18 protein-coding genes are annotated in these 24360 nt (G+C 74.3%); 11 read left to right on the plus strand and 7 right to left on the minus strand.

The genetic code is table 11. The annotated features are described in order from the left end of the window. Positions 1-62: 62 nt before the first annotated feature. A complete protein-coding gene (locus tag ML5_RS08885; RefSeq protein WP_013474458.1) occupies positions 63-3716 on the minus strand; it encodes a fibronectin type III domain-containing protein in 3654 nt (1217 codons plus the stop codon). A gap of 130 nt (positions 3717-3846) precedes the next feature. After that, positions 3847-4668, minus strand: coding sequence for a DNA-formamidopyrimidine glycosylase family protein (locus tag ML5_RS08890; RefSeq protein ID WP_013284705.1), 822 nt, complete (start codon positions 4666-4668; stop codon positions 3847-3849). A gap of 109 nt (positions 4669-4777) precedes the next feature. On the opposite strand from ML5_RS08890, the gene ML5_RS08895 reads away from it, so the two are divergent. Continuing rightward, entirely contained in the window at positions 4778-6028 is a 1251-nt protein-coding gene (locus ML5_RS08895; RefSeq protein ID WP_013474459.1) for a hypothetical protein, read from the plus strand. An 85-nt stretch (positions 6029-6113) separates the two neighbouring features. On the opposite strand, the gene ML5_RS08900 is transcribed toward ML5_RS08895, so the two are convergent. The 3 genes from ML5_RS08900 to ML5_RS08905 are packed head-to-tail and all read right to left on the minus strand — an operon-like array spanning position 6114 to position 11732. Continuing rightward, the gene (locus ML5_RS08900) at positions 6114-6932 is read right to left on the minus strand and encodes an S-adenosyl-l-methionine hydroxide adenosyltransferase family protein (protein ID WP_013474460.1); all 819 of its coding nucleotides are present in this window, start codon (positions 6930-6932) and stop codon (positions 6114-6116) included. Next, positions 6929-7072, minus strand: a complete 144-nt coding sequence (locus ML5_RS32305; protein WP_013474461.1) for a hypothetical protein — start codon at positions 7070-7072, stop codon at positions 6929-6931. The genes ML5_RS08900 and ML5_RS32305 overlap by 4 nt, the downstream gene beginning before the upstream one ends. 40 nt (positions 7073-7112) lie before the next feature. After that, the gene (locus ML5_RS08905; RefSeq protein WP_013474462.1) at positions 7113-11732 is read right to left on the minus strand and encodes an ATP-dependent helicase; all 4620 of its coding nucleotides are present in this window, start codon (positions 11730-11732) and stop codon (positions 7113-7115) included. A gap of 270 nt (positions 11733-12002) precedes the next feature. On the opposite strand from ML5_RS08905, the gene ML5_RS08910 reads away from it, so the two are divergent. From ML5_RS08910 to ML5_RS08955, 10 genes are all read left to right on the plus strand, one after another. Beyond that, on the plus strand, positions 12003-12314 hold the full coding sequence (locus tag ML5_RS08910) for a hypothetical protein (protein WP_013474463.1): 312 nt from the start codon (positions 12003-12005) through the stop codon (positions 12312-12314). A 246-nt stretch (positions 12315-12560) separates the two neighbouring features. Next, on the plus strand, positions 12561-15395 hold the full coding sequence (locus ML5_RS08915) for a Na+/H+ antiporter subunit A (protein ID WP_013474464.1): 2835 nt from the start codon (positions 12561-12563) through the stop codon (positions 15393-15395). Next, positions 15392-15874 carry a Na(+)/H(+) antiporter subunit C gene (locus ML5_RS08920; RefSeq protein ID WP_013284712.1) on the plus strand — a complete coding sequence of 161 codons (483 nt, stop codon included), beginning with the start codon at positions 15392-15394 and terminating at the stop codon, positions 15872-15874. The genes ML5_RS08915 and ML5_RS08920 overlap by 4 nt, the downstream gene beginning before the upstream one ends. Then, the gene (locus ML5_RS08925; RefSeq protein ID WP_013284713.1) at positions 15871-17376 is read left to right on the plus strand and encodes a Na+/H+ antiporter subunit D; all 1506 of its coding nucleotides are present in this window, start codon (positions 15871-15873) and stop codon (positions 17374-17376) included. Before ML5_RS08920 ends, ML5_RS08925 begins: the two co-directional genes overlap by 4 nt. Continuing rightward, positions 17373-18023: a Na+/H+ antiporter subunit E gene (locus ML5_RS08930; RefSeq protein WP_013284714.1), complete on the plus strand. Its 651-nt coding sequence runs from the start codon at positions 17373-17375 to the stop codon at positions 18021-18023. The genes ML5_RS08925 and ML5_RS08930 overlap by 4 nt, the downstream gene beginning before the upstream one ends. Beyond that, a complete protein-coding gene (locus ML5_RS08935) occupies positions 18020-18283 on the plus strand; it encodes a monovalent cation/H+ antiporter complex subunit F (RefSeq protein WP_013284715.1) in 264 nt (87 codons plus the stop codon). The genes ML5_RS08930 and ML5_RS08935 overlap by 4 nt, the downstream gene beginning before the upstream one ends. Before the next feature lie 58 nt (positions 18284-18341). Then, positions 18342-18671 carry a monovalent cation/H(+) antiporter subunit G gene (mnhG, locus tag ML5_RS08940; RefSeq protein WP_013474465.1) on the plus strand — a complete coding sequence of 110 codons (330 nt, stop codon included), beginning with the start codon at positions 18342-18344 and terminating at the stop codon, positions 18669-18671. 163 nt (positions 18672-18834) lie between these two features. Then, on the plus strand, positions 18835-20190 hold the full coding sequence (locus tag ML5_RS08945; RefSeq protein WP_013474466.1) for a hemolysin family protein: 1356 nt from the start codon (positions 18835-18837) through the stop codon (positions 20188-20190). Further along, positions 20187-21251 carry a hemolysin family protein gene (locus tag ML5_RS08950; RefSeq protein ID WP_013284718.1) on the plus strand — a complete coding sequence of 355 codons (1065 nt, stop codon included), beginning with the start codon at positions 20187-20189 and terminating at the stop codon, positions 21249-21251. The genes ML5_RS08945 and ML5_RS08950 overlap by 4 nt, the downstream gene beginning before the upstream one ends. A gap of 160 nt (positions 21252-21411) precedes the next feature. After that, entirely contained in the window at positions 21412-22341 is a 930-nt protein-coding gene (locus ML5_RS08955; protein ID WP_013474467.1) for a sporulation protein, read from the plus strand. Positions 22342-22435: 94 nt separating this feature from the next. Here the strand turns inward: ML5_RS08955 and leuE are convergent, their stop codons facing one another. Beyond that, entirely contained in the window at positions 22436-23098 is a 663-nt protein-coding gene (leuE, locus tag ML5_RS08960; RefSeq protein WP_013284720.1) for a leucine efflux protein LeuE, read from the minus strand. Beyond that, a complete protein-coding gene (locus ML5_RS08965) occupies positions 23095-24342 on the minus strand; it encodes a bifunctional pyridoxamine 5'-phosphate oxidase family protein/GNAT family N-acetyltransferase (protein WP_013474468.1) in 1248 nt (415 codons plus the stop codon). The genes leuE and ML5_RS08965 overlap by 4 nt, the downstream gene beginning before the upstream one ends. Between the last annotated feature and the right edge of the window lie 18 nt (positions 24343-24360).

Below are 24360 nucleotides of genomic sequence, written 5' to 3' on the forward strand. Positions count from 1 at the left end.
CTGAAACTGCCGCTAACTTCATGATCAACGGGGAGGGAAGGGGCGCGGGGAGAGGGGGCGGGTCAGGTGGGGGTTGTTGTTCGGGCTGGGGGGGTCCAGGGGGACGTGCCTACGACGTTTGTCGCTCGTACCCGGTAGTGGTAGGTCATGCCTCGGGCCAGGCCGGTGTTGGTGAAGCCTCGGCCGGTCACGTGGAACGTCGCCGGTTCACGGGTGAAGGCGGTGTCGGTGGCGCGCTGCACGACGAAACCGGCGCCCGGTCCGGCCGGCGTCGGCGCCGACCAGGTCACCGTCACGCTGGCGGTGTCCGGCCCGGACACGCTCGCGGTGACGCTCACGCCGGTGGGCGCGACCGGCCGGGCCGGTGTGGTCACGGTGGCCACAGTCGACCAGGGCGAGGCGGCGCCCAGGTACGTCGTGCGTACCCGGTAGTAGTACGTGGTGTCCGGCGCGACGGCCGGGTCCACGTGGGACTCGCCCACGGCGATGGCCGTGGTGCCCGGACCGCTGGTGAACGTCGGGTTCGTGGCCCGCTGCACGTCCACGCCTGTGGCGAAGGAGTGGTTGGCCCAGCGCAGCGCCACCCGCAGCGGCCCGGTCGGCGGCAGCACCGCTGTCACCCGGGTCGGCGCGGACAGGTGCACCGCCGCCGGTACGGCGTTGGACCAGGACGAGCAGCTCACCGCGTTCTCGGCACGGATCCGGTAGTGGTAGGTGACGCCGGGCGTGACTGTGGCGTCGGTGTACCGGGTGGCGGTGGCGGCCACCGTGATCTCGGTCAGTCCGGTGGTGAAGGTGCTGTCGGTGGCGCGTTGCAGCCGGTGGCTGGTGGGTACGGGCCGGCTGCCGTTGCCGGTCCAGGTCAGCGCGATGGCGGGGAGTGCGGTGGCGCTGCCGGGTGCCGGGGTGGCGGTGAGCCCGGTCGGCGCCTTGGGTGCCACGCGCACCACCAGCGGCCGGCTCATGCCCTGGTCGCGGAGTCCGGCCGAGCGGGTCTGCCAGCGGTACTCCCAGCCGAGGTTGACCACCTGGTTGACCACGACCGCGGGGCGGCCGTCGACCGGGCTGACCGGACCGGCGTCCAGCCGTGCGCCGGCCGGGCGGGTCGGGTCGAGCAGCCGTACGCTGTCGCCGATCTTGAACGGCAGGGCTGGTGGGACGGGACGCAGCGCCACCACGACGTCCTCCCGGGGGTTGACCCGGACGGTGTCCTTCCAGCCCAGCTCGCCCGGGTCGGGCGCGCGGACCGTGCCGTCCCAGCCGACCCGGTTGACGAGCTGGACGTCGCAGCCCTCGATGTGGACGGGATGGGTGCGCGGGGCGTCCCCGACGATCCGCCAGAGCTGGGTGCCGTCGCCGGGCGCGCCGACCGCCACCGCCGGGTCGGTGGCGTGCAGGACCTCGGTGGCCGGGTCGGCCGGTCCCAGCGGCAGCGTGGCCGGGGCGAGTGGTCCGGCGACCGGGTGGCCGACGCCGAGGCGCCCCACGGCGCGGCCGTGCCGGGCCTCGAACACCTGCCCGACCGACTTCACGGCCAGCGGCAACGTGACCGGGGCGGTCGCGCCCGCCGGGGTGAACGTGACCGAGGTGGCCCGCGCGGGAACCAGCGTCGGGCGCGGGGTGGAGGTGCCGATCGCGGTGTCGTACGCGGGTTGCGGCACGATCGGCGGCGGCTGGCTGCGGGCGTACGCCCCGGGTAGCCGCTCGGCGAGCCGCCGGGTGTCGTACGGCTGCGCGGGGGTGCCGGTGACCCGGATCTGGAGCAGGGTACGGGTGTTTGGGCCGTACCCGGGGCGGGTCGGCGGCAGACCACCGGCGGCGGTCCGGTCGGGCGCGCCGGTGTGGTGGTCGTAGCGGGTGTCGAACCGGGGCAGCGGCGCGGGGCAGTCGTTGTAGAGGATGAGCGTGCTGCCGGGCGGCACAGTGGAGAAGTCCACCACCACGTCGGCCCGTTCGCCGGGGGCGAGCAGCAGCGCGTGCCCGTCCACGTTGAGCACTGTCGGGTCCTGCCTGTCGTACCGGTAGTCCACCGGCCGGTTGGTCAGCACCACGGGGGCGGGGAGCAGGCCGCCCTCGTTGCCGATCTGGATCATCTCGGGCCCGGCCGCGGCCGGGTCGGGCACGCCGCCGTCGCGCCCGTCCGCCGGCCAGTACGCGGGCCGCCCGGGGGCGCGTACCGCCTCGACCATCGGCACCTCACCGGCGTCCGGGTCGGCCGGGCTGCCGTCCTCGGCCCACATCGGCGCGTCGGAGGCGGCCCGGTAGAGCTGGAGGTTGAGCGCGCGGTCCGCGCAGGCGTTGAGGATCCGGAACCGGTACGCCCGCGGCGCGACCTCCAGGTACGGGTATGCGACGCCGTTGACGAGCGGAGTGTCGCCGTACGCGTCGGGGACCGCCGACGGGTGCGGCACGCCCGGTACCAGCGGCGGCTCGTCCGGGTCGGTGTCGGGGTCGTGGTGCGGGTTCGGCACCGGGGCGACCCACGGGCTGGCGCCGCCGTCCGGGTCGTGAGTCCACGGCCCGTAGTCCCAGCGCCCGGTCGGGTTGGTGCCGGTGAGCCGGTACGGGTTCTGCCGCGGCTGGTAGACGTGCGGGTGCCACAGGCTGCCCTTGGCGCCCCAGCGGTCCCGGTCCCAGGTGGGGTCCTGGGCGGCGAGCTGCGCGTCGTCGGGTACGAACGTCTTGTCCTCGATCACCAGCGGGAGCTGGTCGGCGGGCAGCACGCCGTCGTCGACGAGCCGTTCCTCGGCCGGGTCGGTGAGCAGGTAGAGCGCGATCTGCCCGGAGTAGACGGTGAGCCGGGACAAGCCGAGCGTGTTGTCGTGCAGCCACATGAGCCGGCCGCTCTGGTCGTTCGGGAAGTACAGCGTGGTGGCGCCCGCGCCGGGCGGCGGCATGTCCGGCACCGGCGTCACACCCACACCCGTCGGGTACGGGGTGATCTCGCCGGCCGGGGTCACCCACTGCCACGGGTTGCCGGCGCTGATCCACCCGGTCTGCGCGCCGGACAGGTGCGGTACGGCGCGGTTCTGCGGGTACGGGGCGGGACCGTCGAGCGGCCCGGCTCCCGCGCCGTCGACCGTCTCGTCCACGGGCAGGAACAGCTCGCCGGCCCGTCCGGTGGGGAGCTGGTTGATGAACTTGATCCGCACCGGGCGGCCCCGCCGGGCCACGATCATCGGGCCGAGGTGCCAGGGGCGGTCGGGCGGGCCGACAGTGTTGTGCCCGGAGGCGTCGGTGCCCAGGTTGAGCTGGCGGTAGCCGCGCAGCCGGGTGGCGGGCAGGTCGCGGTGCAGGCGCTGCGCGTACTCCTGGAGGCCGATCTCGTAGTAGTCGCAGCCCGGCCAGGTGATGGTGTCCGGGACGGCGACGGGCAGGCGGGCGCCGAGCCCGGCGGTGGCCGGCTGCCCGGGGAGCGGCAGCGGGTCGACGAACTTGCGGATGCCGGTGCCGGGTACCGGGCGGCCGTCCGGGTCGAGCGTGGGCAGCGGGCTGGCGGCGGTGTTGGGCACCGGGCCGAACAGGCGCGGGACGGCGGCCGGGTCCAGGCTCGCAGGCGCCGGACCTTGCTCGTCGTCGCCGTCCCGGGCGGCCGGAACGGCGGGCGCGACGGAACCGGCCGGCGTCGGGTCACCGGTGGGCGCGGTCTCCTCGGCGATGGCGACGACGGCGGCGCGGTCCGGGCGTCCGGGCCGGCTGCGGCGGAACAGCACCATGGCTCTCCCCGGGGTCGGGGCGCGCCGGCCGACACCCCGGTGTGGCGGGCGTACGCGCTGCTGACGATCCGTGAGCGGTCCACCGCAGCATGCGACGTCACAGGGGTGAGGCGGAAGTACCCAATCGTCCCTATCTCGGCCGATCTTGGGCGTTTCGTGGAAGTTCCACGCCGGGTTGGCAGGCCGGACACCAGTAGGTGACCCGTTCGCCCAGTTCCTCCTTGCGAATGGCCGTCCCGCAGCGGCGGCACGGCTGCGCCCGCCTGCCGTAGACGTAGCTGGTCCCGCCCCGGTGCAGCACTCCTGTGGTGCTCTGCGTCCAGCGGCCCCGGTTGGCCGCGAGCAGCCGCTGGGCCAGCGCGACGGTGCCGGTCAGGTCCGGCACTGCGCCCACCGGCGTCCACGGCGACACGCCGCGCAGGAACAGCACCTCGCACTTGTAGAGGTTGCCCACCCCGGCCAGGTTGCGCTGGTCGAGCAGCGCCTCACCGATGGTGCGGTCCGGGTCGGCCGCGAGCCGGCGGACCGCCTCGTCGGCGTCCCAGTCCGGGCCGAGCAGGTCCGGGCCGAGGTGGCCGACGAGCGACTCCTCCTCGGCCGTCGGCACCAGCGCCAGCTCGTGCAGGTGGTAGCCGACGGCGACAGCGGCGGGGGAGCGCAGCACCACCCGGATCAGGTGCGCGGGCCGTCCGCTCCAGCGCTCACCCGGGGCGTACGCCCGCCAGGCGCCGTCCATCCGCAGATGCGAGTGCAGCGTCCACGGCTCGGCGTCGGTGCGGGTGAGGCGCAGCAGCAGGTGTTTGCCCCGGCTGGCCGACTCGCGCACGGTCCAGCCGGTGAGGTCGGTGGTGGCGAGTTGCGGCACGCGGAAGTCGGACCCGGTGAGCCGGGCCCCGGCGAGCGCGCGTTGCAGGACGCGTGCGGTGTTCCAGACGGTGTCGCCTTCGGGCACCCGGCCATTGTCCCCCGGCCGAGCAGAATTCGCATGTGTCGCTATTTGTACTGAGGTTCCACTTGATCTGCGGAAACGCAACGATCAGGGGGTTCTGAGGAGAATGCTGATGGCACCTTCACGACGTCGTACCGTCGTCGCCCTGACCGCCCTGCTCACCGTGGCCGCCGGACTGCCCGGCACGCCCGCGTCGGCCGCGCCCCCGCCCACCGCCGTACCGGCCCGCGCCGCCGCGCCCGGCCCCGAACGCTGGTCCGTCGACCTCGCCGTCGCCGGCGGCGACGACGTCAACGTCGCCTGGCGGTCCGGCCGCCTGCGGCTCGCCGACCCCCGGCCCAATGCCCGCACCCGCCCGGCCGCCGTCGGCGGACCGGTCGCCGAGGGCATCCTGCTGTCCGCGCCGCGCACCCTGGACCGGCCCGCGACCCGGGTACGCGCACAGTTCGCCGCCCGCACCGGCGACGGGGGTACGGCGGTGGCACAGGTACGCGGCTGGCGTGGCCGAGGCTGGACCGAGTGGCGCGACGCCACCGAGGCGGTGTTCGACGCACCGGTCAGCCGGGTGCAGGCGCGCGTCGTGATGACCACCAGCGGCAGCGCGTCGGAGGCCACCGTCACCGGCCTGACCCTGGCCGCCGACAAGGTCGCCACCACGGCGGTCCAGCCGGCCGCCGCGCTCAAGTACCGGGTGTACGCGACCCGGATCGGCCTGGTCGGCGGCATCACCGCCAACGGGCACACGGTGCGTACCCGGGACCACTTCGCGGCGCTGCCCACCCGGCGCGGCCTGTCCCCGCGCAACACCGGCGACTACACCGTCAAGGTCTGCACGACGAACGGCAGCCGCTGCGAGTACGCCCCGGTGTGGGACGTCGGCCCGTGGAACACCCGCGACGACTGGTGGAACCCGGCGTCGATCAGGGAGAACTGGAAGGACCTGCCGCGCGGGCTGCCCGAGGCGCAGGCGGCGTACCAGAACGGCTACAACGGCGGGCGCGACCAGTTCGGCCGTACCGTCCGCAACCCGGCCGGGCTGGACCTGGCCGACGGGACGTTCTGGGACGGGCTGCGGCTCACCGACAACGCCTGGGTGGACGTGACGCTGCTGTGGACCGGCGGTGGGGCGCGGGCGGTGGTCGGTTCCGGGCCGCTGAACCTGCGGGCCGGGGCGAGCACCTCGTACGCGAGCCGGGGCCTGGCCGCCACGTACGCCCACGTGCCGGTGCAGTGCTACGTGACAGGGCAGCGGATCGCCGGCACGTACCGCACGACGACGAGGTGGTACCGCCTCGTGGGCGGCAACTACGTCAGCCACGCGTACCTGTCCTCGATCTACGGCGGCACAGTCCCCCGCTGCTGACGCCCCCGTCCCCGCCCGTCCCCGCCCGTCCCCGCTCTCCTCCGCGATCTTGCAGTTTCGGCCCTGCCCCGGGGGCATTCGCCCGTTATGCCGGGGCACCAAGTGCAAGATCGCGGGGGAGACGGGTGATGGTGACCAGGGCGCCTGGGGTGGCTCGGAGGGTGTCGGCGGCTCGGCCGGTGTTCACCGCTATCGCGACCTGGGCGGCGGAGTCGACGTAGACCACCAGGGTGCCGGGTTCCGCGTCGCCGAAGGTACGGCCGTGGACCGCCTCGTGGCCGTTCACCAGCACCCGGGACGGCAGGCCGTCGAGCAGCGTCCCCGGCGCGGCGAGCTGGACGTTGCCGAAGTGGTCGACGGTCAGCACCTCCGCGCTGAGGCCGCCGGGCTCGGCGCGTACCACCGGTTCCGGCAGCCGGACCAGCGTGCCCGGGTCCACTGCCGGTCCCGCCTCGGCCGGCGGCGCGCCGAGCGCCAGCCGGGCGGCCACCGGCGCGAACACGTCCCGCCCGTGGAACGTGCGGGAGACGACCGGGCCGAGCCAGTCCGGGTTGGTCAGCTCCACCGCCTCGGTCACTCCGCCGAGCGCCTCCGCGGCCGGGACCAGCAGCCCGTTGTCCGGCCCGACCAGCAGCCCGCCGGGCGCGGCGAGCGCGATCCCGCGCCGCGTCGTGCCGACGCCCGGGTCGACCACCGCGACGTGCACGCCCCACGGCAGGTACGGCACCGTCTGTGCGAGTACCGCCACGCCCCGGCGTACGTCGGCCGGTGGCACCAGGTGCGTCACGTCGATCACCCGTACGGCCGGGGCGAGCCGGGCCAGCACACCGTGGCACGCCGCCACGAACCCGTCGGACAGCCCGTAGTCGGTGGTCAGCGAGACACACCGCGGGATGCCGTTCACTCGTCGCCCGCCCCGGTGACCTGCCGCGCCAGGCGCAGCTCGTGGACCACCACGATCGGTCCGCCCCACTCCCGCTCGTGCCGCGCCGTCAGCGCGGCGCGGTCCTCGTCGCGCGCCTGGCGTACCCGGATCGAGGCCACCGGCCCACCCTACGTGCCCGCTCCCCGAAACTCCGGGCGGTCAGCCCCGCAGACGCAGGCCGCGCGGGGTGGCGCGGAAACCGGCGGCGGTCAGCGCGTCGCGCAGCGGGGACGCGTGCACGGCCTCGCCGTCGGCGCGTTCCACCGAGATCGCGCCGAGCGCACCGGAGTGCACCGCGTCGGCGAGCGCCTTGCCGGCCGCGGCGAGCGTGTCGGTGTCGTCGGTGAACGACAGGATCGTCCGGCCGCCCCGCTCCACGTAGAGCACCAGGTCACCGCCGACGAGCACGACAAGCGCTCCCGCCTTGCGCCCGGCCCGGTGACCGGTGGCCGGTGCCGCGCCGTCGCCGGAGTCGACCACGCGCTCCGGCCAGGGCAGCGCCGCGCCGTACGGGTTCGCCGGGTCGGTGGCCGCGAGCACGACTGTCGGACCGCCCCGGCCCTGGGTGTCGTCGGCGAGCGCGCGGATGCGGTCCACCGCGCCGGGCACCGCGAACTGCGCCGCGCCGAGCCCTTCGACGAAGTAGCCGCGCCGGGCCGCCCCGCGTTCCTCCATCGCGGACAGCACCGGGTAGACCCCGGCGAAGCCGCCGGTGACCTGCTCGGCCACGACTGCGCCCCGGGTCACCACGCCGTGCCGCTCCAGCAGCAGGTCGGCGAGGGCGGCGGCGCGGCGGGTGGGGTCGAGGTCGCGTCCGGGCAGCCGGGACCAGCGACCGGCCATGGTGGGCGGGCCGCCCCGGCTGGGCAGCGCCACCCGGCCCGGACGGCGGTAGCGGGTGCGCGGCGCCGACGGCCGGGACCGGTGTGCCCCGCCGGCGCCGAGCGCGGCGCGCAGCGGCGCGAGCGTGTCGTTGGTGAGGTGACCGGCCCACACCAGATCCCACACCGCGCCCGACAGGGCGGCGTCGTCGGTGGCGCCGACCCGGTCGGACAGCGAGCGGAAGAACAACGCCTGCCCGTCGGCGAGCGCGTCGAGCACCGACTCGTGCAGCGGGGTCAGCGTCAGTGCCTCGTCCGGCGGCGGGAGCAGCAGCGGCGCCACGTCGGCGTACGCGAGCGTCACCCACCCGTCGCCGCCGGAGATCGCGCCCGCGCCGGCCCACACCACCTCGCCGCCGGCGCACAGCTCGTCGAGCTGGGCGGGGGAGTAGTCGGCGACCCGGGCCGGGAGCACCAGGCGTTCCAGCGCGGACGCGGGCACGCTCACGCCCTGCAACTGCTCGACGGCGGCGGCGACCGCCTCGACTCCCCGCGCCGACGAGCCGACCTGCTGCCAGCGGGGCAGGAACGCGGCGAGCGCGCGCGGCGGCACCGGCTCGATCTCCCGACGCAGGGCCGCGAGCGAGCGACGGCGCAGCATGCGCAGCACCTCCGCGTCGCACCACTGGGAGCCCACCGTGTCCGGGGCGAACTCCCCGGAGACCACCCGGCCGCCCGAGGCGAGCCGCCGCAGCGCCTGCTCCACCACGAACACGCCGAGCCCGAACCGGGCCGCGCAGGTGGCCGCCGCGAACGGGCCGTGCGTGCGGGCGTACCGGGCGACCAGGTCGGCGAGCGGATCGGCCACCGGCGCGAGGTACGCCTCGGCGACCCCGACGGGCAGCGCCACCCCGAGCGCGTCGCGCAGCCGGGCGGCGTCCTCGACGACCACCCAGCGGTCCTCGCCGGCGATGCGGACCCGCAGCACCCGCCGGGCCGCCGCCAGCTCGTCGGTCCAGGACTCCGGGACTCCCCGTTCGGCCAGCTCGGCGCTGCTCAGGTCACCGACCACGCGCAGCAGCTCGACCACGTCCTCCGGGTCGCGGGGCCGCCGCTGCTCGGTGAGCCAGCGCAGTTGGCGTGCCGTCTCGGTGAGCACCTCCGGGTCGAGCAGCTCCCGCAGGTCGACCCGGCCGAGCAGCTCGCCGAGCAGCCCGGAGTCGAGCGCCAGCGCGGCGGCCCGCCGCTCGGCCAGCGGGGCGTCGCCCTCGTAGAGGAACGCGCCGACGTACCCGAACAGCAGCGACCTCGCGAACGGCGACGGGCGTTCGGACTCCACCTCGACCAGGCGTACCTTGCGGGCGGCCAGGTCGCGCATCAGCTCGCCGAGGGCGGGCTGGTCGAAGACGTCCTGGAGGCACTCGCGGGCGGCTTCCAGCGTGACCGGGAAGTCGGCGTACTCGCGGGCCACGTCGAGCAGTTGCGCGGCGCGCTGGCGTTGCTGCCACAGCGGCTGCCGCCGCCGGGGGTCACGCCGGGGCAGCAGCAGCGACCGGGCCGCGCACTCGCGGAACCGGGACGCGAACAGCGCCGATGTGCCCACCGACTCCTCGACGAGCTGGGCGATCTCGTCCGGCTCGAACACGACAACGTCGGCGCCGGGCGGCGTCTCCGCGGTGTCCGGCAGGCGCACCACGATGCCGTCGTCGGAGGGCATGACCTGGGCGTCCACGCCGTACCGCTCGGCCAGCCGGCGACCGATCGCCAGCGCCCACGGCCCGTTGACCCGCGCGCCGAGCACCGAGTGCACGGCGAGCCGCCAGTCGCCCAGCTCGTCGCGGAACCGTTCGACCACCACCGTCCGGTCGTCCGGCAGCGACCGGGTGGCCGCCTTCTGCTCGCGCAGGTAGTTCATCAGGTTGCCGGCGGCCCAGTCGTCGAGCCCGCCGGCCCGCAGCGCCGCGACCGCGTCGGCGTCGGACTGCCGCAGCAGCGCCCGGACCCGGGCGCCGATCGCCCGCCCCAGCTCGACCGGGCGGCCGAGCTGGTCGCCCTTCCAGAACGGCATCCGGGCCGCCTGACCGGGCGCGGGGCAGACGAGCACCCGGTCGGGGGTGATCTCCTCGATCCGCCAGGAGGACGAGCCGAGCAGGAACACGTCGCCCACCCGGGACTCGTAGACCATCTCCTCGTCCAGCTCACCGACCCGCGCGGCCCGCTCCGCGCCGGCCAGGAACACGCCGAACAGGCCCCGGTCGGGGATGGTGCCGCCGCTGGTCACGGCGAGCCGCTGGGCGCCGGGCCGGCCGGTCAGGACGTCGGTGGCGCGGTCCCAGACCAGGCGGGGCCGCAGCTCGGCGAACGCGGTGGACGGATAACGCCCGGAGAGCATGTCGAGCACCGCGTGCAGCGCCGAGTCGGGCAGCTCCGCGAACGGCGCCGCCCGCCGGACCAGCACCGCGAGGTCGCCGAGCCGCCACGGCTCCAGCGCCACCATCGCCACGATCTGCTGGGCCAGCACGTCGAGTGGGTTGCGCGGGTAGTGCAGCTCCTCGATCGCCCCGGCGCCCATCCGCTCGGCCACCACAGTGCAGGAGAGCAGGTCGCCCCGGTGCTTGGGGAAGACGACGCCGCGCGAGACCGCGCCGACCTGGTGCCCGGCCCGGCCGACCCGTTGCAGCCCGGCCGCCACGCTCGGCGGCGCCTCGATCTGCACCACCAGGTCGACAGCGCCCATGTCGATGCCCAGCTCCAGGCTGGACGTGGCGACCACGGCAGGCAGCCGGCCGGACTTGAGCGCCTCCTCGATCTGCTTGCGCTCCTCCCGGGACACGCTGCCGTGGTGCGCCCGCGCGATCACCGCCGGCGCCCCGGCCGCCGCGCCGGACTGCGCCATCACCTCCGCCGGCTGCCGAGGCGCACGCACCGGCCCGGCGCCGTCGCCGGCCGGCGGGCCGTCGCCGGGCAGCAGATCGGATACGCGCACCGGCTCCCCGCCCCGGGCCACGCGGCTGCCCTCCGGGGCGGACGCCGCCTCGACCTCCTCGGCGGCCAGCTCGTTGAGGCGGGCGCAGAGGCGTTCGGCGCTGCGCCGGGAGTTGGTGAACACGATTGTGGACCGGTGCGCGCGGATCAGCGCGAACACGCGTTCCTCGACCGCCGGCCAGATCGAGGGGCGGCGGGGCGCGAGGCCGCCCAGGTCGTCCTCCGGCGGCTCCTGCTCGTCGAGGCGCGTCATGTCCTCCACCGGAACCTGGACGCTGACCTCGATGGTCTTGTTCGCCGGCGGCTGCACCACGTCGACCGGGCGCGCGCCGCCGAGGAAGCGGGCGCACACGTCGATCGGCCGGACGGTGGCGGACAGTCCGATCCGTTGCGCGGGCCGCTCCAGCAGCGCGTCGAGCCGTTCCAGGGACAGCGCCAGGTGCGCGCCGCGCTTGGTGCCGGCCACCGCGTGCACCTCGTCCACGATCACCGTGTCGACGCCGCGCAGCGAGTCGCGGGCGGCGGAGGTGAGCAGCAGGAACAGCGACTCGGGTGTGGTGATGAGGATGTCCGGCGGGGTGCGGGCGAAGGCCCGGCGCTCGTCGGCCGGGGTGTCGCCGGTCCGCATCCCGACGGTGATGTCCGGCGGGACCAGGCCGAGCCGGGAGGCGGCCTGGCGGATGCCGGTGAGCGGGGCGCGCAGGTTGCGTTCCACGTCGACGGCGAGTGCCTTGAGCGGGCTGACGTAGAGCACCCGGCAGCGGCGCCGGGGATCGGCCGGCGGCGGCTCCTTGGCGAGCCGGTCGAGCGACCAGAGGAACGCCGCGAGCGTCTTGCCGGAGCCGGTCGGCGCGACGACGAGGGCGTTGCGGGCGGCGGCCACCGAGCGCCAGGCGCCCTCCTGGGCCGGGGTGGGCGCGGCGAAGGCCGCGGTGAACCACTCCCGGGTCGCCGCGCCGAACTCCGCCAGCACCCCGTCTGACCTGCCTGACCCGTCTGACCTGCCCGACCTGCCTGACCCGCCCGACCTGCCTGACCCGCCTGACGGGGTCACCTCGTCCGCCACGCTCCCATCCTGCCGCGCCGGTGTGACATCCGGCCCGCCGCCGGACCGTTCCGTCCCGCCCGCGACAGTCCGAGAATGGAATGGGCGATTATTCCGTTAAGTCTTACTTAACTGCTTGCTTGTGGGCTGCAACATAAAGTAACTTCACTCGCGATGCGGCGTGGGGTGGAGGCGTGGATGACCGTCGAGGACCGAGGTCTGGGTTCCGGAACCGACGTGCTCATCCGCAAGGTCGACAGTCGGCTGGCCGCGCTCCGCGCCGCGCTGCACGGTCCCGATCTGGAGCTGGCCGAGGAGCTGGCCGCGCGGCTGCGCGAGATGATCCTCGCGACCGCCCGGTCGAGTGCCGCCGACCGCGCCCGGGTCCGGGCCGCTGTGCACTACTTCGTCCAGCGCCGGGAGAGCCGGGACGCCCGGCTGCCGCTGCGCTCCCTGGTCGCCGCCCAGCGCGCGGTAGACCGCGCCGCCCGCCAGCTGGCCACCCCCTGACCCCACCCCTCCCACCGCCCCTCCTCACCCCCCACCACTCCGGTGATCAAGGAGTTTGCGGCGGATGCCGGCGCGGTTCCGGACACGAACTCCTTGATCAGCGGGCGACGGGGCGGGCGCACGTCGGGTGGGCCGGTGAGGTAAGGGTGGGTTTTGGGGAAAACCGCCCGGTTCGGTGCCTCTGTGGCGTGTGATCGGTTGTGACACCAGCGTGTTCGCGCGCTGTCACCTCGACCGGGAGTACGCGTGCTCGTCCTGCTGATCGTGCACCTGGTGGCGGCGCTGCTCGCCCCGCTGCTGGTCCGCCGGTGGGGTCCGCGCGCCTGCCTGATGCTGGCGCTCGCCCCGGCCGCCACAGCGGTCTGGGCGGCGGCGCACACAGGGGCGGTACGCGACGGCGGCGCGGTGGTCGAGACGTACCCCTGGATCTCGCAGCTCCAGCTCGACGTGGCGCTGCGCGTCACGACGCTGTCCTGGCTGATGCTGCTGCTCGTCGGCGGCGTCGGCGCGCTGGTGCTGGTCTACTCCGCCCGCTACTTCCCGCCCGGGTCCACCGGGCTGGCCCGCTTCGCCGCCGTCATGGTCGCCTTCGCCGGGGCGATGCTCGGCCTCGTCGTCTCCGACGACCTGCTGCTGCTCTACGTGTTCTGGGAACTGACCACCGTCTTCTCGTACCTGCTCATCGGGCACAGCACCGAGCGCCGGTCCAGCCGGTGGGCCGCCGCGCAGGCGCTGACAGTGACGACGCTGGGTGGGCTGGCAATGCTCGTCGGGTTCCTGCTGCTCGGCCACCACGCCGGGGGCTACCGGTGGTCGGCGGTGGCGGCGGCACCGCTGCCCGGCGGCGGGTACCTGGTCGTCGCCGTGCTGCTGATCCTCGCCGGGGCGCTGGCGAAGTCCGCGGTGTTCCCGTTCAACGCCTGGCTGCCGGTGGCGATGGCCGCCCCGACTCCGGTGAGCGCGTATCTGCACGCGGCGGCGATGGTGAAGGCCGGCATCTTCCTCATCGGACTGCTCGGCCCGGTGCTCGCCCCGGTCGACGGGTGGCGGCCGGTCACCGTGGTCGCCGGACTGGTCACGCTCGTCATCGGCGGCTGGGCGGCGCTGCGGCAGACCGACCTGAAGCTGCTGCTGGCGTACGGGACGGTCAGCCAGCTCGGCCTGCTCACAGTGGTGTTCGGCGCGGGCACCCCGAAGGCGGCGCTGGCCGGGGTGGCGATGCTGGCGGCACACGCCCTGTTCAAGGCGGCACTGTTCCTGGTCGTCGGCATCCTCGACCACGAGGCCGGCACCCGTGACCTGCGGGAGCTGTCCGGGGTCAGGCGGACCGCGCCGGTGCTGGCCGTCGTCGCCACGCTGGCCGCCGCCTCGATGGCCGGGGTGCCGCCGCTGCTCGGGTTCGTCGGGAAGGAGGCGGCGCTCGCCGCGTTCACCGGTGATCCGCTGGTGCTGACCGTGCTGGTGGTGGGCAGCGCGCTCACCGTCGCGTACAGCATCCGGTTCCTCTGGGGCGCGTTCGGCACCCGGCCCGGCACGCCGGACACCGAGCTGGCCCGCCCGCCCGCCGCGATGCTCGTACCCCCGGCGCTGCTCGCCGTGGCCGGGCTCGCCGCCGGTCCGGCGGCCGGGTGGCTGAGCGGCCTGTTCGAGCCGTACGCCGAGCTGTTCGGACCGGTCGAGGAGCACCTGGCGCTCTGGCACGGACCCACGGCGGCGCTCGGCCTGTCCGCTCTCGTGCTGGCCGGCGGTGTGGTGCTGCACCTGGTCCGCGGCCCGCTGGCGCCCGCGCTGGCCCGGCTGCGCTCGCCGGTGGGCGGCAACCAGGGGTACGAGTGGGTGACGCACGCCTTCGACCGGCTCGCCATCGAGGTCACCGGCGCCACCCAGCGCGGCTCGCTGCCGCAGTACCTCGGCACGGTGCTGCTCGTGCTGGTGTTCGTGCCGGGCGGGGCGATGATCGCCACCACGCCGTGGCGGGTCGACCTGGCGCCCTGGGACAACCCGGCCCAGCTCGTGGTCTGCGTGGTGATCGCGGTCGCCGCGCTGCTCGCGGTCGGCGCGCGCCGCCGGCTCACCGCGATGCTGCTCGTCGGCGTGACCGGCTACGGCACCGCGATGATGTTCGTCCTCTACGGCGCGCCGGACGTGGCACTGACCCAGTTCCTCGTGGAGACCGCGACGATCGCCGTGTTCGTGCTGGTGCTGCGGCGGCTGCCGGAGCGCTTCTCGGCCCGTCCGCTGCGCCGCAGCCGCTGGGTCCGCCGCGGCATCGGGATCGCCGCCGGTGTGGTGATGGCCGGTCTGGCGCTGGCCGCGGCCGGAGCGCGGCGGGCGCCGTCGATCTCCGCCGACTTCCCGGACCTGGCCTTGATCGAGGGGTACGGCCGCAACGTCGTGAACGTGACGCTCGTCGACATCCGGGCCTGGGACACGATGGGGGAGATCTCGGTGCTCGTGGTCACCGCGACCGGCGTGGCCAGCCTGATCTACGAGCGGTCCCGCACCGGGCCGCGTCCCCGCCGTCCCCCACCGGCCGCGTTGCGCGCCGGGGACCGGCGCACGGTGTGGCTGCGCGGCGGGCAGACGCTGCCGGAACGGCGGCGCTCGATCGTGTTCGAGGTGGTCACCCGGCTGATCTTCCACACCGTACTGATCTTCTCGCTGTTCCTGCTCTTCTCCGGGCACAACGCCCCCGGCGGCGGCTTCTCCGGCGGGCTCGTCGCCGGCCTCGCGCTGGCCCTGCGCTACCTGGCCGGCGGCCGGTACGAGCTGGCCGAGGCGGCGCCGGTCGGGGCCGGCACGGTGCTCGGCGCGGGCCTGGGCATCTCGGTCGGCAGCGGCGTGCTCGGCCTGGCGCTCACCGGCGAGGTGCTCCAGAGCGTGAAGGTCAACCTGTGGCTGCCGGTGGTCGGTGACTTCTACCTGGTCACGTCGCTGTTCTTCGACATCGGCGTGTACCTGGTGGTGGTCGGGCTGGTGCTCGACATCCTGCGGAGCCTGGGCGCCGAGGTGGACCGGCACGTGGAGGCCGCGGGCGAGGCGGGGCGCGGGTTGGTCGTCCAGCGCGAGGGTCAGTCATGACGCGCGGGGCGGCCGGGCCGACGCTGGTGCTGGTGCTGGCGGTCGGGGTGCTCGTCGCCGCCGGTGTCACGCTGCTGCTGGAACGCAGCCTGACCCGGATCCTGCTCGGCATCATCCTGCTCGGCAACGGCGTGAACCTGCTCATCCTGCTCGGCGGGCGGTCCGGCGCCGCCCCGCTCGTCGGTTCCACCTCGCAGGGCGAGATGAGCGACGCGCTGCCGCAGGCCATGGTGCTCACCGCCGTGGTGATCACGTTCGGGCTGACCGCGTTCCTGCTGGCCGTCGCCTACCGGAGCTGGTACACCAGCGGCGACGACGAGGTGCAGGACGACCTGGAGGACCGGCAGATCGTCCGGCTCGCCGAGAGCAACGAGGTGTCCACGGCCGACCTCGGCGGCGAGGGCCCGGACGAGGACCCGGAACAGGTCGACCCGGAGCCGGCGCGCCGCCGGCTGCACCGGGACGGTGAGAAACCATGAGCGCCCTCGTCCCGCTGCCGGTGGTGGTGCCGCTGCTCGGCGCGGCGCTCACCCTCCTGCTGTCCGGCCGGCCCCGCCTGCAGCGGTCGATAAGCGTGCTCTGCCTGTCCAGCGTCCTGGTGGTGGCGGCGGTGCTGCTGGTGCAGGCGTACCGGTTCGGGCCGGTGGTGGTGCAGGTGGGCGGCTGGCCGGCGCCGGTGGGCATCGTGCTGGTGGCGGACCAGCTGGCGGCGCTGATGGTGCTCGTCTCCTCGGCGGTGACGCTGTGCGTGCTGCTCTACTCGATCGGCCAGGGCCGGGGGGAGACCGGGGAGACCGCGCCGGTGAGCATCTTCCACCCCACGTATCTGGTGCTGACCGCGGGCGTGACGAACGCCTTCCTGGCCGGGGACCTGTTCAACCTGTTCGTCGGCTTCGAGATCCTGCTGGCCGCGAGCTTCGTGCTGATCACGCTGGGCGGCACCGAGGTGCGGTTGCGGACCGGATCGACGTACGTGGTGGTCAGCATCCTGTCGTCGCTGCTGTTCCTGTCCGCCGTGGGGCTGGTGTACGCGGCCACCGGCACGCTGAACATGGCGCAGCTCGCCGGCCGGCTGGACGCGCTGCCGTCCGGCGTACGCCTGACCCTGCAGCTGACGCTGCTGCTCGCGTTCGGGATCAAGGCGGCGGTGTTCCCGCTGTCGGCGTGGCTGCCGGACAGCTACCCGACCGCGCCCGCCCCGGTCACGGCGGTCTTCGCCGGCCTGCTCACCAAGGTCGGCGTGTACGCGATCATCCGCACGGAGACGCTGCTGTTCCCCGGCGGCCAGGTCGCCACGCTGCTGATGGTGGTGGCCGGGCTGACCATGGTGGTCGGCATCCTCGGCGCGGTGGCCCAGTCGGACCTGAAGCGGCTGCTGTCCTTCACGCTCGTCAGCCACATCGGCTACATGATCTTCGGGGTGGCCCTGAGCAGCGTCGCCGGCCTGTCCGGGGCGATCTTCTACGTGGTGCACCACATCACCATCCAGACCACGCTGTTCCTGGTCGCCGGCCTGGTCGAGGAACGCGCCGGCAGCACCGACCTGCGCCGGATCGGCGGCCTGGCGCGGATCGCCCCGATGCTCGGCGTGCTCTTCTTCGTCCCCGCGATGAACCTCGCCGGCATCCCGCCGTTCTCCGGCTTCCTCGGCAAACTCGGCCTGCTCCAGGCCGGCGTGGCCGCAGGCGGGACGCTGCCCGCCGTGCTGGTCGCGGCCGGCACGCTGACCAGCCTGCTCACGCTCTACGCGGCCTCCCGGGTGTGGAACATCGCGTTCTGGCGGGCGCCCCGGCTGGCCACCACCAACCCGCCGGCCCGGCTGCCCGGAATGATGGTCGGGGCCACCACCGCCCTGGTGGCGCTGGGCGTGCTGTTCACGCTGGCGGCCGGGCCGCTGTTCCAGGTCACCGCGGACGCGGCCACCGACCTGCGCGAGCGCACCCCGTACGTGCGGGCGGTCCTGCCCCGGGACGTGCCGTGACCGACGACCTGCCCCCGGGCGGGGGCGCGACCGGTGATCCCGCCGGCGTACCCCGTGCGGCGCCCGCCCCGGACGCGCCGGTGCCGACCGTCGGGCGGGGCGGGCGGCGGCGGGACCAGGCGGTCGCGCTCGGCTGGCTGGTCGTCGCCTGGATGCTGCTGTGGGGCGACGTGTCCTGGGGCAACCTGGTCGCCGGCCTGGTGATCGGTGTGGCGGTGCTGCTGTTCTTCCCGCTGCCGCCGGTCACGTTCGGTGGCCGGGTACGCCCCCGCGCGCTGCTGGTGTTCGCTGCGACGTTCGTCGCGGAGCTGGTCAGCGCCAGCGTGCACGTGGCAGCCGTGGCGCTGCGCTTCGGCTACCGCCCGCGCGGCGCGATCATCGCGGTGCCGCTGCGCGTACGTACCGATCTCAACCTGGCGCTCACCGCCGAGGTGATCTCGCTGGTGCCGGGCACGCTGATCCTCGACGTCGACCGGGCCGCAGGCGTGCTCTACGTGCACGTGCTCGACGTACGCGGACCCGACGACCTGGCCGAGAGCCGCCAGCGCGTGCTCGCCGTCGAACGGCGCATCGTCCGCGCCATCGGATCTCCCGACGAGGTACGCCGGCTCGACCTCGAACCCGCCGAACGGAGGAACCATCAGTGACAGTCCTGCTCGCCGTCGCGTTGACCGTGCTGCTCTCGGCCACCGCGCTGCTCGCCCTGGCCCGGATCTACCGGGGCCCGTCCCTGCTCGACCGGGTCGTCGGCGCCGACCTGCTGCTGTCGGCGATGCTCGCCGCGGTGGGGGCGGAGGCCGCTGTGAACCGGCACGCCACCACGCTGCCCGTGCTGGTGGTGCTCTCGCTGCTCGGCTTCATCGGTTCGGTGTCGTTGGTGCGCTTCGCGGTCCGGGCTGAAGCGTGAGCGCGAGGAGTGAGCCGGTTCTGCAAGCCCCGCAGTCGCGAACGGAAGGAGGCTCGGCATGAGCGCCGTGGCGGACTGGGTCGGTGGGATGCTGCTGCTGGTCGGGGCGGTGCTGGCCCTGGTCGCCGGCATCGGGCTGGTGCGCTTCCCGGACGTGCTGGACCGGATGCACGCGGCCACCAAGCCGCAGGTGCTGGGCGTCCTGCTGCTGCTGGCCGGGCTGGCGCTGCGTCTGCGTACCCCCTCGGATCTGGGCATGCTCGTCCTGGTGGCGATCTTCCAGCTCTCCACCGCGCCGGTGGCCGCGCAGATGATCGGCCGGGCCGCGTACCGTTCCGGGCGGGTCGACCGGACGCTGCTGGACGCCGACGAGCTGGCCGGACGCTGAACCGGACGTGCGGGAGGCTTCCCGGCACCCTCAGCGAACGTCCAGCGGGTACCGATAAAATGGGCCGCATGATCGACTCTCCTGCCCCGGAGGGCAGCAGTAGCCGGCCGGGTAATACCCGGCGAATTCCCTCCCCGACGACCCCGGGAGCACTGAACCTCCCGTGTTGATCCTCGTCGGTCTCCTTCTCATCACCGTCCTCACCGCCGCCACCGGTTACTTCGTGGCCCAGGAGTTCGGTTACGTCGCCGTGGACCGGGGCAAGCTCAAGCAGCTCGCCGACGGTGGCGACCGTGCCGCGGCCCGGGCCCTGGAGGTGACCGGGCGGCTCTCCTTCATGCTGTCCGGCGCGCAGCTCGGCATCACAGTGACCGCCCTGCTCGTCGGTTACGTCGCCGAGCCGTACCTGGGTGCCGGGCTGGCCGACCTGCTCGGCGTGGCCGGGCTGTCCAGCTCGGTGTCGCTGCCGCTGTCGGTGGCCCTCGCCCTGATCATCGCCACAGTGGTGCAGATGGTCCTCGGCGAGCTGGCCCCGAAGAACCTGGCCATCGCGCGGGCCGAACCGCTCGCCCGGGCGCTGTCCCGGTCCACCCTGATCTACCTCAAGATCGCCGGTCCGCTGATCACGCTGTTCGACCGGGCCGCCGTACGGCTGCTCCGCCGCATCGGCATCGAGCCGATCGAGGAGCTGCCCAGCGGCGCCACCCCGCAGGACCTGGAACAGATCATCGCCGAGTCCCGGGAGGAGGGACACCTCGACGCCGAGATGTCCGACCTGCTGGACCGGGGTCTGGACTTCCGGGAGCTGACCGCCGGGGAGGCGATGGTGCCGCGCGTCGACGTGCACACCATCCGGGCCGACGAGCCGGTCAGCCGGATCGTCGAGCTGCTCGACACCGGCCACTCCCGGTTCCCGGTGAGCGGCGCCGAGGGCGTCGACGACCTGGTCGGCGTGGTCGGTATCGCCGACGTGCTCGGGGTGCCCCCGGCGCAGCGCGCGACCACCCGGGTCGACGCGGTGGCCGTACCCCCGTTGCTGGTGCCCGAGACGCTGCCGCTGCCGACGGTGCTGGACCGCCTGCGGTCCGGGCACCGGCAGCTCGCCTGCGTGGTCGACGAGTACGGCGGCTTCGCCGGCGTGATCACGCTGGAGGACCTGGCCGAGGAACTGGTCGGGCCGATCCGCGACGAGGACGACCCGCCGGACCGGGCCGCGGCCCGGCAGGAGGACGGCTCCTGGGTGGTCCCGGCGCGCTGGCGCATCGACGAGGTCGCCGACAGCACCGGCATCGAACTGCCCGAGGCGCCCGAGTACGACACGCTCTCCGGTCTGGTGATGCGGGAGCTGGGCCGGGTGCCCGAGGTCGGTGACCGGCTGGAGATCCCGGTCGCCACTGACGGCGACGAGCCGGCCGGCGGCCCGCGGGTGCTCGTCGAGGTGCTGGCGGTGGACCGGCACGTGGCCGACTCGGTGCGGCTGCGGCCCGCCGCCGCCGTGTCCGGGGAGGGTTCCGCATGAGCCCCGGATTCGCGTTGTTCTCCTCCGTGGTGCTGCTGGCGCTCAACGGCTTCTTCGTGGCCGCCGAGTTCGCGCTCGTCGCGTCCAAGCGGTACCGGCTGGAGCAGGCGGCGGCCGGTGGCGGCCGGGCGGCCCGCGCGGCGCTGGACGGCGTCCGCGAGCTGAGTCTGATGCTGGCCGGCGCGCAGCTCGGCATCACGCTGTGCACGCTGGGTCTGGGCGCGCTGGCCGAACCGGCCATCGAGCACCTGCTCAGCCCGCTGCTGCACGCGGTCGGCCTGCCCGAGGCGGTCAGCCACGTGGTGGCGCTGGTGTTCGCGCTGTCGCTCGTGACGTTCCTGCACCTGGTGGTCGGCGAGATGGCCCCGAAGTCGTGGGCGATCACCGACGCGGAGCGTTCCGCAATGCTGCTGGCGTTGCCGTTCCGGGCGTTCGCCCGGATCGCCCGGCCGGTGCTGTCCCTGCTCAACGGGCTCGCGAACGCGATGCTGCGCCTGTTCGGGGTGCAGCAGCAGGACCAGCTCGCCCAGGTGCACGGCCCGGACGAGCTGCGCATCCTGCTGGAGCAGTCCCGGGAGCACGGGCTGCTCGGCGCCGAGCAGCACCAGCTGCTGACCAGCATGCTGGAGCTTCAGGGCACCACAGTCGCCCAGGTCATGGAGCCGTTCGACCAGATCGTCACGGTGGGCCGGAGCGAGACCGCCGAGCGGATCGAGCACGTCTCCCGCGACAGCGGCCGGTCCCGGCTCGCCGTGGTCGACACCGGTGGTGAGGTGTGCGGCCTGGTGCACGTACGCGAGGCGGTGCGCGCCGTCACCACCGGCCGCCCGGCGACCGCGGAGGAGCTGATGACCAGCGCCTTCACGCTGCCGGCCGAGGCGTCGGTGACCGAGGCGGTGGCCGCCATGCGGGCGCGGCAGGCGCAGCTCGCGCTGGTGAGCAACGGTGGCGGGCCGACCCGGCCGATCGGGTTCGTCGCGCTGGAGGACCTCCTGGAGGAGGTCATCGGCGAGTTCGACGACGAAACCGACCCGGTGCCGCGAGGGCGCCGGATGCGCTGACCGTCGTGATCCGTACCGGCCCGGCGAGGTGGGACAACCACTTCGCCGGGCCGGCGTCTTTCCGCTTCCCGGCGTCGGCTTCGCCGGCCCGCGTCCGTTGCCGGCGGCCGGCGTCCGTTCCGGCCGGGCATGGCCGGGCGGGCAGCGGGAAAGCTCCGGCATGCGGTTGACCGGCGTGTCGCGGGACTCCGCCTGGACCGGGCTCTCGGTGAGCACCACGCTGCCCAACCCGAGCACCCGGCCGGGCCTGCGCCTGCCGGGCCGGGTGACGCTCGCCGCCGGTGGGTCGGACGTACCGGTCCGGCACATCCGGCTCGGGCTGGTCACCCAGGTCGAACCGGAGGACCCGGAGGCGCCGCGCCGCCTGGTGCAGTTCCAGACGTGGACGATCGCGGGCCGGTTCGTGGTGCCGGCCGGACGGCGGCGGGCCGTCGAGTTCGCCGTGCCGCTGCCGTGGGAGTCGCCGGTGACCACGTACGGCGGGGTGCCGCTGCTGAGCCTGCGTACCGGGCTGCGTACCGAGGTGTCGGTGGATCCGGAGGTGGACCAGGGCGCGATGGTGCCGGTGCTGATCCACCCGCTGCCCTCCCAGGAGCACGTGCTCGCCGCGCTGGACACGCTCGGCTTCGCGATCCGGCAGGCCGGGCTGCGCGAGGGACGGCTGCCGGGGGTGGAGCAGACGCTGCCGTTCCAGCAGTGGTACGGCTTCTGGGCCGCCCCGCTCTACGCCGGCCCGATGACCGAACTCGAAATGATCATGCTGACCGACTCGGCCGGCGTGGAGGTGCTGCTCTGGCTGGACCGGCGGCTCTCCCTGGCCGGGATCACCCACCAGAGCATCAGCCGGTTCCGGGTCTGGCACGCCGGTGCCGACAAGCGCGACTGGGTGGCCACTGTGGACGGCTGGCTGCGGCACGCCATCGACAGGCACGCGGCCGCCGCCGCGCACGCCGACTGGTCGGCCACGATCCGCGAGTCGGCGCACGTCAGCCGCCCGCCGGACCGGCCGGTCGCGCCGGGTTACGGCCTCGGGGGTACGGCCGGCGGCGCGGGCATCGGCGGTGGTGGCGGAGGCGGCGACGGCATGTGAGCGCGTGAGCGTGCACGTGTGTGCGTGCGTGTGCGTTGTTAAGAAGGGGCCCTTCCTCTACCGGAGGCGTTAAGAAGGGGCCCTTCCTTACACCTCAGCCGGCGGCGAGCTTGAGGCTGAAGCCGAGGAACAGCACCGCGACGGCAGTCGTGCCGCTCGCGGCGAGCCGCCGGCGCTGCCGGAACTGGGCCGCCAGGTACGTGCCGGTGAAGATCAGCACGGTCAGGTAGAGCGCGCTCGCGACCTGTGCGATCAGCCCGAGAAGCAGGAACGACAGCGCCGGCCACGCGTACCCGGGGTCGACGAACTGGATGAAGAACGAGACGAAGAACAGGATCGCCTTCGGGTTGAGCAGACTGATCACCAGCGCCCGGCGGAACGGCTCCCGCTGCTCCGCCGGCTCCACCTCGTCGATCAGGCGCGGCGTGGCCGGGTCGTTGCGGTCGCGCCAGCGCCGCCACGCGCCGCGCAGCATGGCCAGCCCCAGATATCCGAGGTACGCCGCGCCGGCGTACTTGATCACCAGGTAGAGCGGCGGATACGCCTGGAGCAGCGAGGCCACCCCGGCGGCGGAGAGCACCATCAGCACCGCGTCGCCGACGAACACCCCGGCCGCGGCCCGGTAACCGGTGGCCACGCCCCGGCGGGCGGCGGTGGCCAGCACGAAGAGCGAATTGGGGCCGGGCAGCAGCACGATCGCCACGGTGCCCAGCACGTACGTCCAGATGTCGGTGATCCCCAGCACGCCGGACATCATGACGCCGCGGGTGCCGTCGGGCGAAGCCTTTCCCGCAGGCTGACCTGTGCCGTCGGCCACTCCTGCGCGAGCATCGAGTACTGCACGGTGTCCCGCCAGGAGCCGTCGGCGCGCTGCTTGTGCCGGCGCAGCACGCCCTCCCGGCTCGCGCCGAGCCGTTCGATGGCCCGCTGCGAGCGTTCGTTGCGGATGTCGGTGTGCCAGACCACCCGGACCGCGTCCAGGTCGTCGAAGGCCCGGCCCAGCAGCAGGAGCTTCGCCTCGGTGTTGACGCCGGTACGCCACCAGGGGCGGCCCAGCCAGGTGTAACCGATCGCCACCGACCGGCGGACCGGGTCGATCTCGTAGTAGGAGGTCGTGCCGATCACCGCGCCGGTGACGGCGCAACGCTGGGTCCAGCACACCTGCTCGCCGCGTTCCTGCGCGTCCAGGTAGGCGGCGACCACCTGGCGCATCCCGGCGGCGTCGGCGGGCTGCGTGCCGCCCAGGTGCCGCCACACCTCCGGGTCGGCGGTGGCGGCGTACAGCTCGTCGGCGTGGGCGAGGTCGAGCGGCTCCAGCACGACGTGCTCGCCGCGCAGCACCGCCGGCTCGTGCCACGGCGAGCGGGCCGCACGCAGGTACGCCGGCACCGGCGCGCTCACCCCGGGCGCGGGTTCGGGGCGGCCCGGCGTGAGCCGCAGCGGAACCACACCGGCCCAGTACGGCAGCGACTCGTCGGCCGGCTCGTCGTTGACGCCGCCGGTGCGCATCCGTACCGACACCTCGCGCAGCGGCAGCGCCAGCACGGCGGTCTCGGCCAGTTCGCGCCGGTTCGGCGGGCGGCTGTCGGCGGACCGGCCGGCGGCGACCTTCTCCACCAGCGCGGTCAGCACCGCCGCCTTCTCGCCGGCGTCGTCGACCAGGTGGGCGGTGCCGTGCGCCACCACCGACCGGTAGTTGGCGCTGTGGTGGAACTGGGAGCGGGCGTAGATCAGCCCGTCGAGGTGGGTGACGGCGACGCAGACCCTCAGCCCGGCCTCGCCCCGCGCGGCGAGCAGCGGCCGGCTGCCGGTGGACCCGTGCAGGTAGAGCGTGTCTCCGATGCGCACGTGCAGCGTCGGCAGGATGCGCGGCTCGCCGTCCACAGTGAACGACAGTGCGCAGTGGTACGCCTCGTCGAGCAGCGCGTGCGCGGTGGCCCGGTCGTAGTGCATCCGGTCGCGGGTGCGGGTGGCGGTGGTGCGTTCGGTCGGGGCGTACACGTGACATCCCACCTTTGT

This window comes from Micromonospora sp. L5, from assembly GCF_000177655.2.
Classification (GTDB): Bacteria; Actinomycetota; Actinomycetes; order Mycobacteriales; family Micromonosporaceae; genus Micromonospora; species Micromonospora aurantiaca.

Coding starts and splice junctions, on each gene's coding strand:
- ML5_RS08885 (WP_013474458.1), bottom strand. CDS start 3,716: ATGGTGCTGTTCCGCCGCAGCCGGCCCGGACGCCCGGACCGCGCCGCC.
- ML5_RS08895 (WP_013474459.1), top strand. CDS start 4,778: ATGGCACCTTCACGACGTCGTACCGTCGTCGCCCTGACCGCCCTGCTC.
- ML5_RS08910 (WP_013474463.1), top strand. CDS start 12,003: ATGACCGTCGAGGACCGAGGTCTGGGTTCCGGAACCGACGTGCTCATC.
- ML5_RS08920 (WP_013284712.1), top strand. CDS start 15,392: ATGACGCGCGGGGCGGCCGGGCCGACGCTGGTGCTGGTGCTGGCGGTC.
- ML5_RS08925 (WP_013284713.1), top strand. CDS start 15,871: ATGAGCGCCCTCGTCCCGCTGCCGGTGGTGGTGCCGCTGCTCGGCGCG.
- mnhG (WP_013474465.1), top strand. CDS start 18,342: ATGAGCGCCGTGGCGGACTGGGTCGGTGGGATGCTGCTGCTGGTCGGG.
- ML5_RS08950 (WP_013284718.1), top strand. CDS start 20,187: ATGAGCCCCGGATTCGCGTTGTTCTCCTCCGTGGTGCTGCTGGCGCTC.
- ML5_RS08955 (WP_013474467.1), top strand. CDS start 21,412: ATGCGGTTGACCGGCGTGTCGCGGGACTCCGCCTGGACCGGGCTCTCG.
- leuE (WP_013284720.1), bottom strand. CDS start 23,098: ATGATGTCCGGCGTGCTGGGGATCACCGACATCTGGACGTACGTGCTG.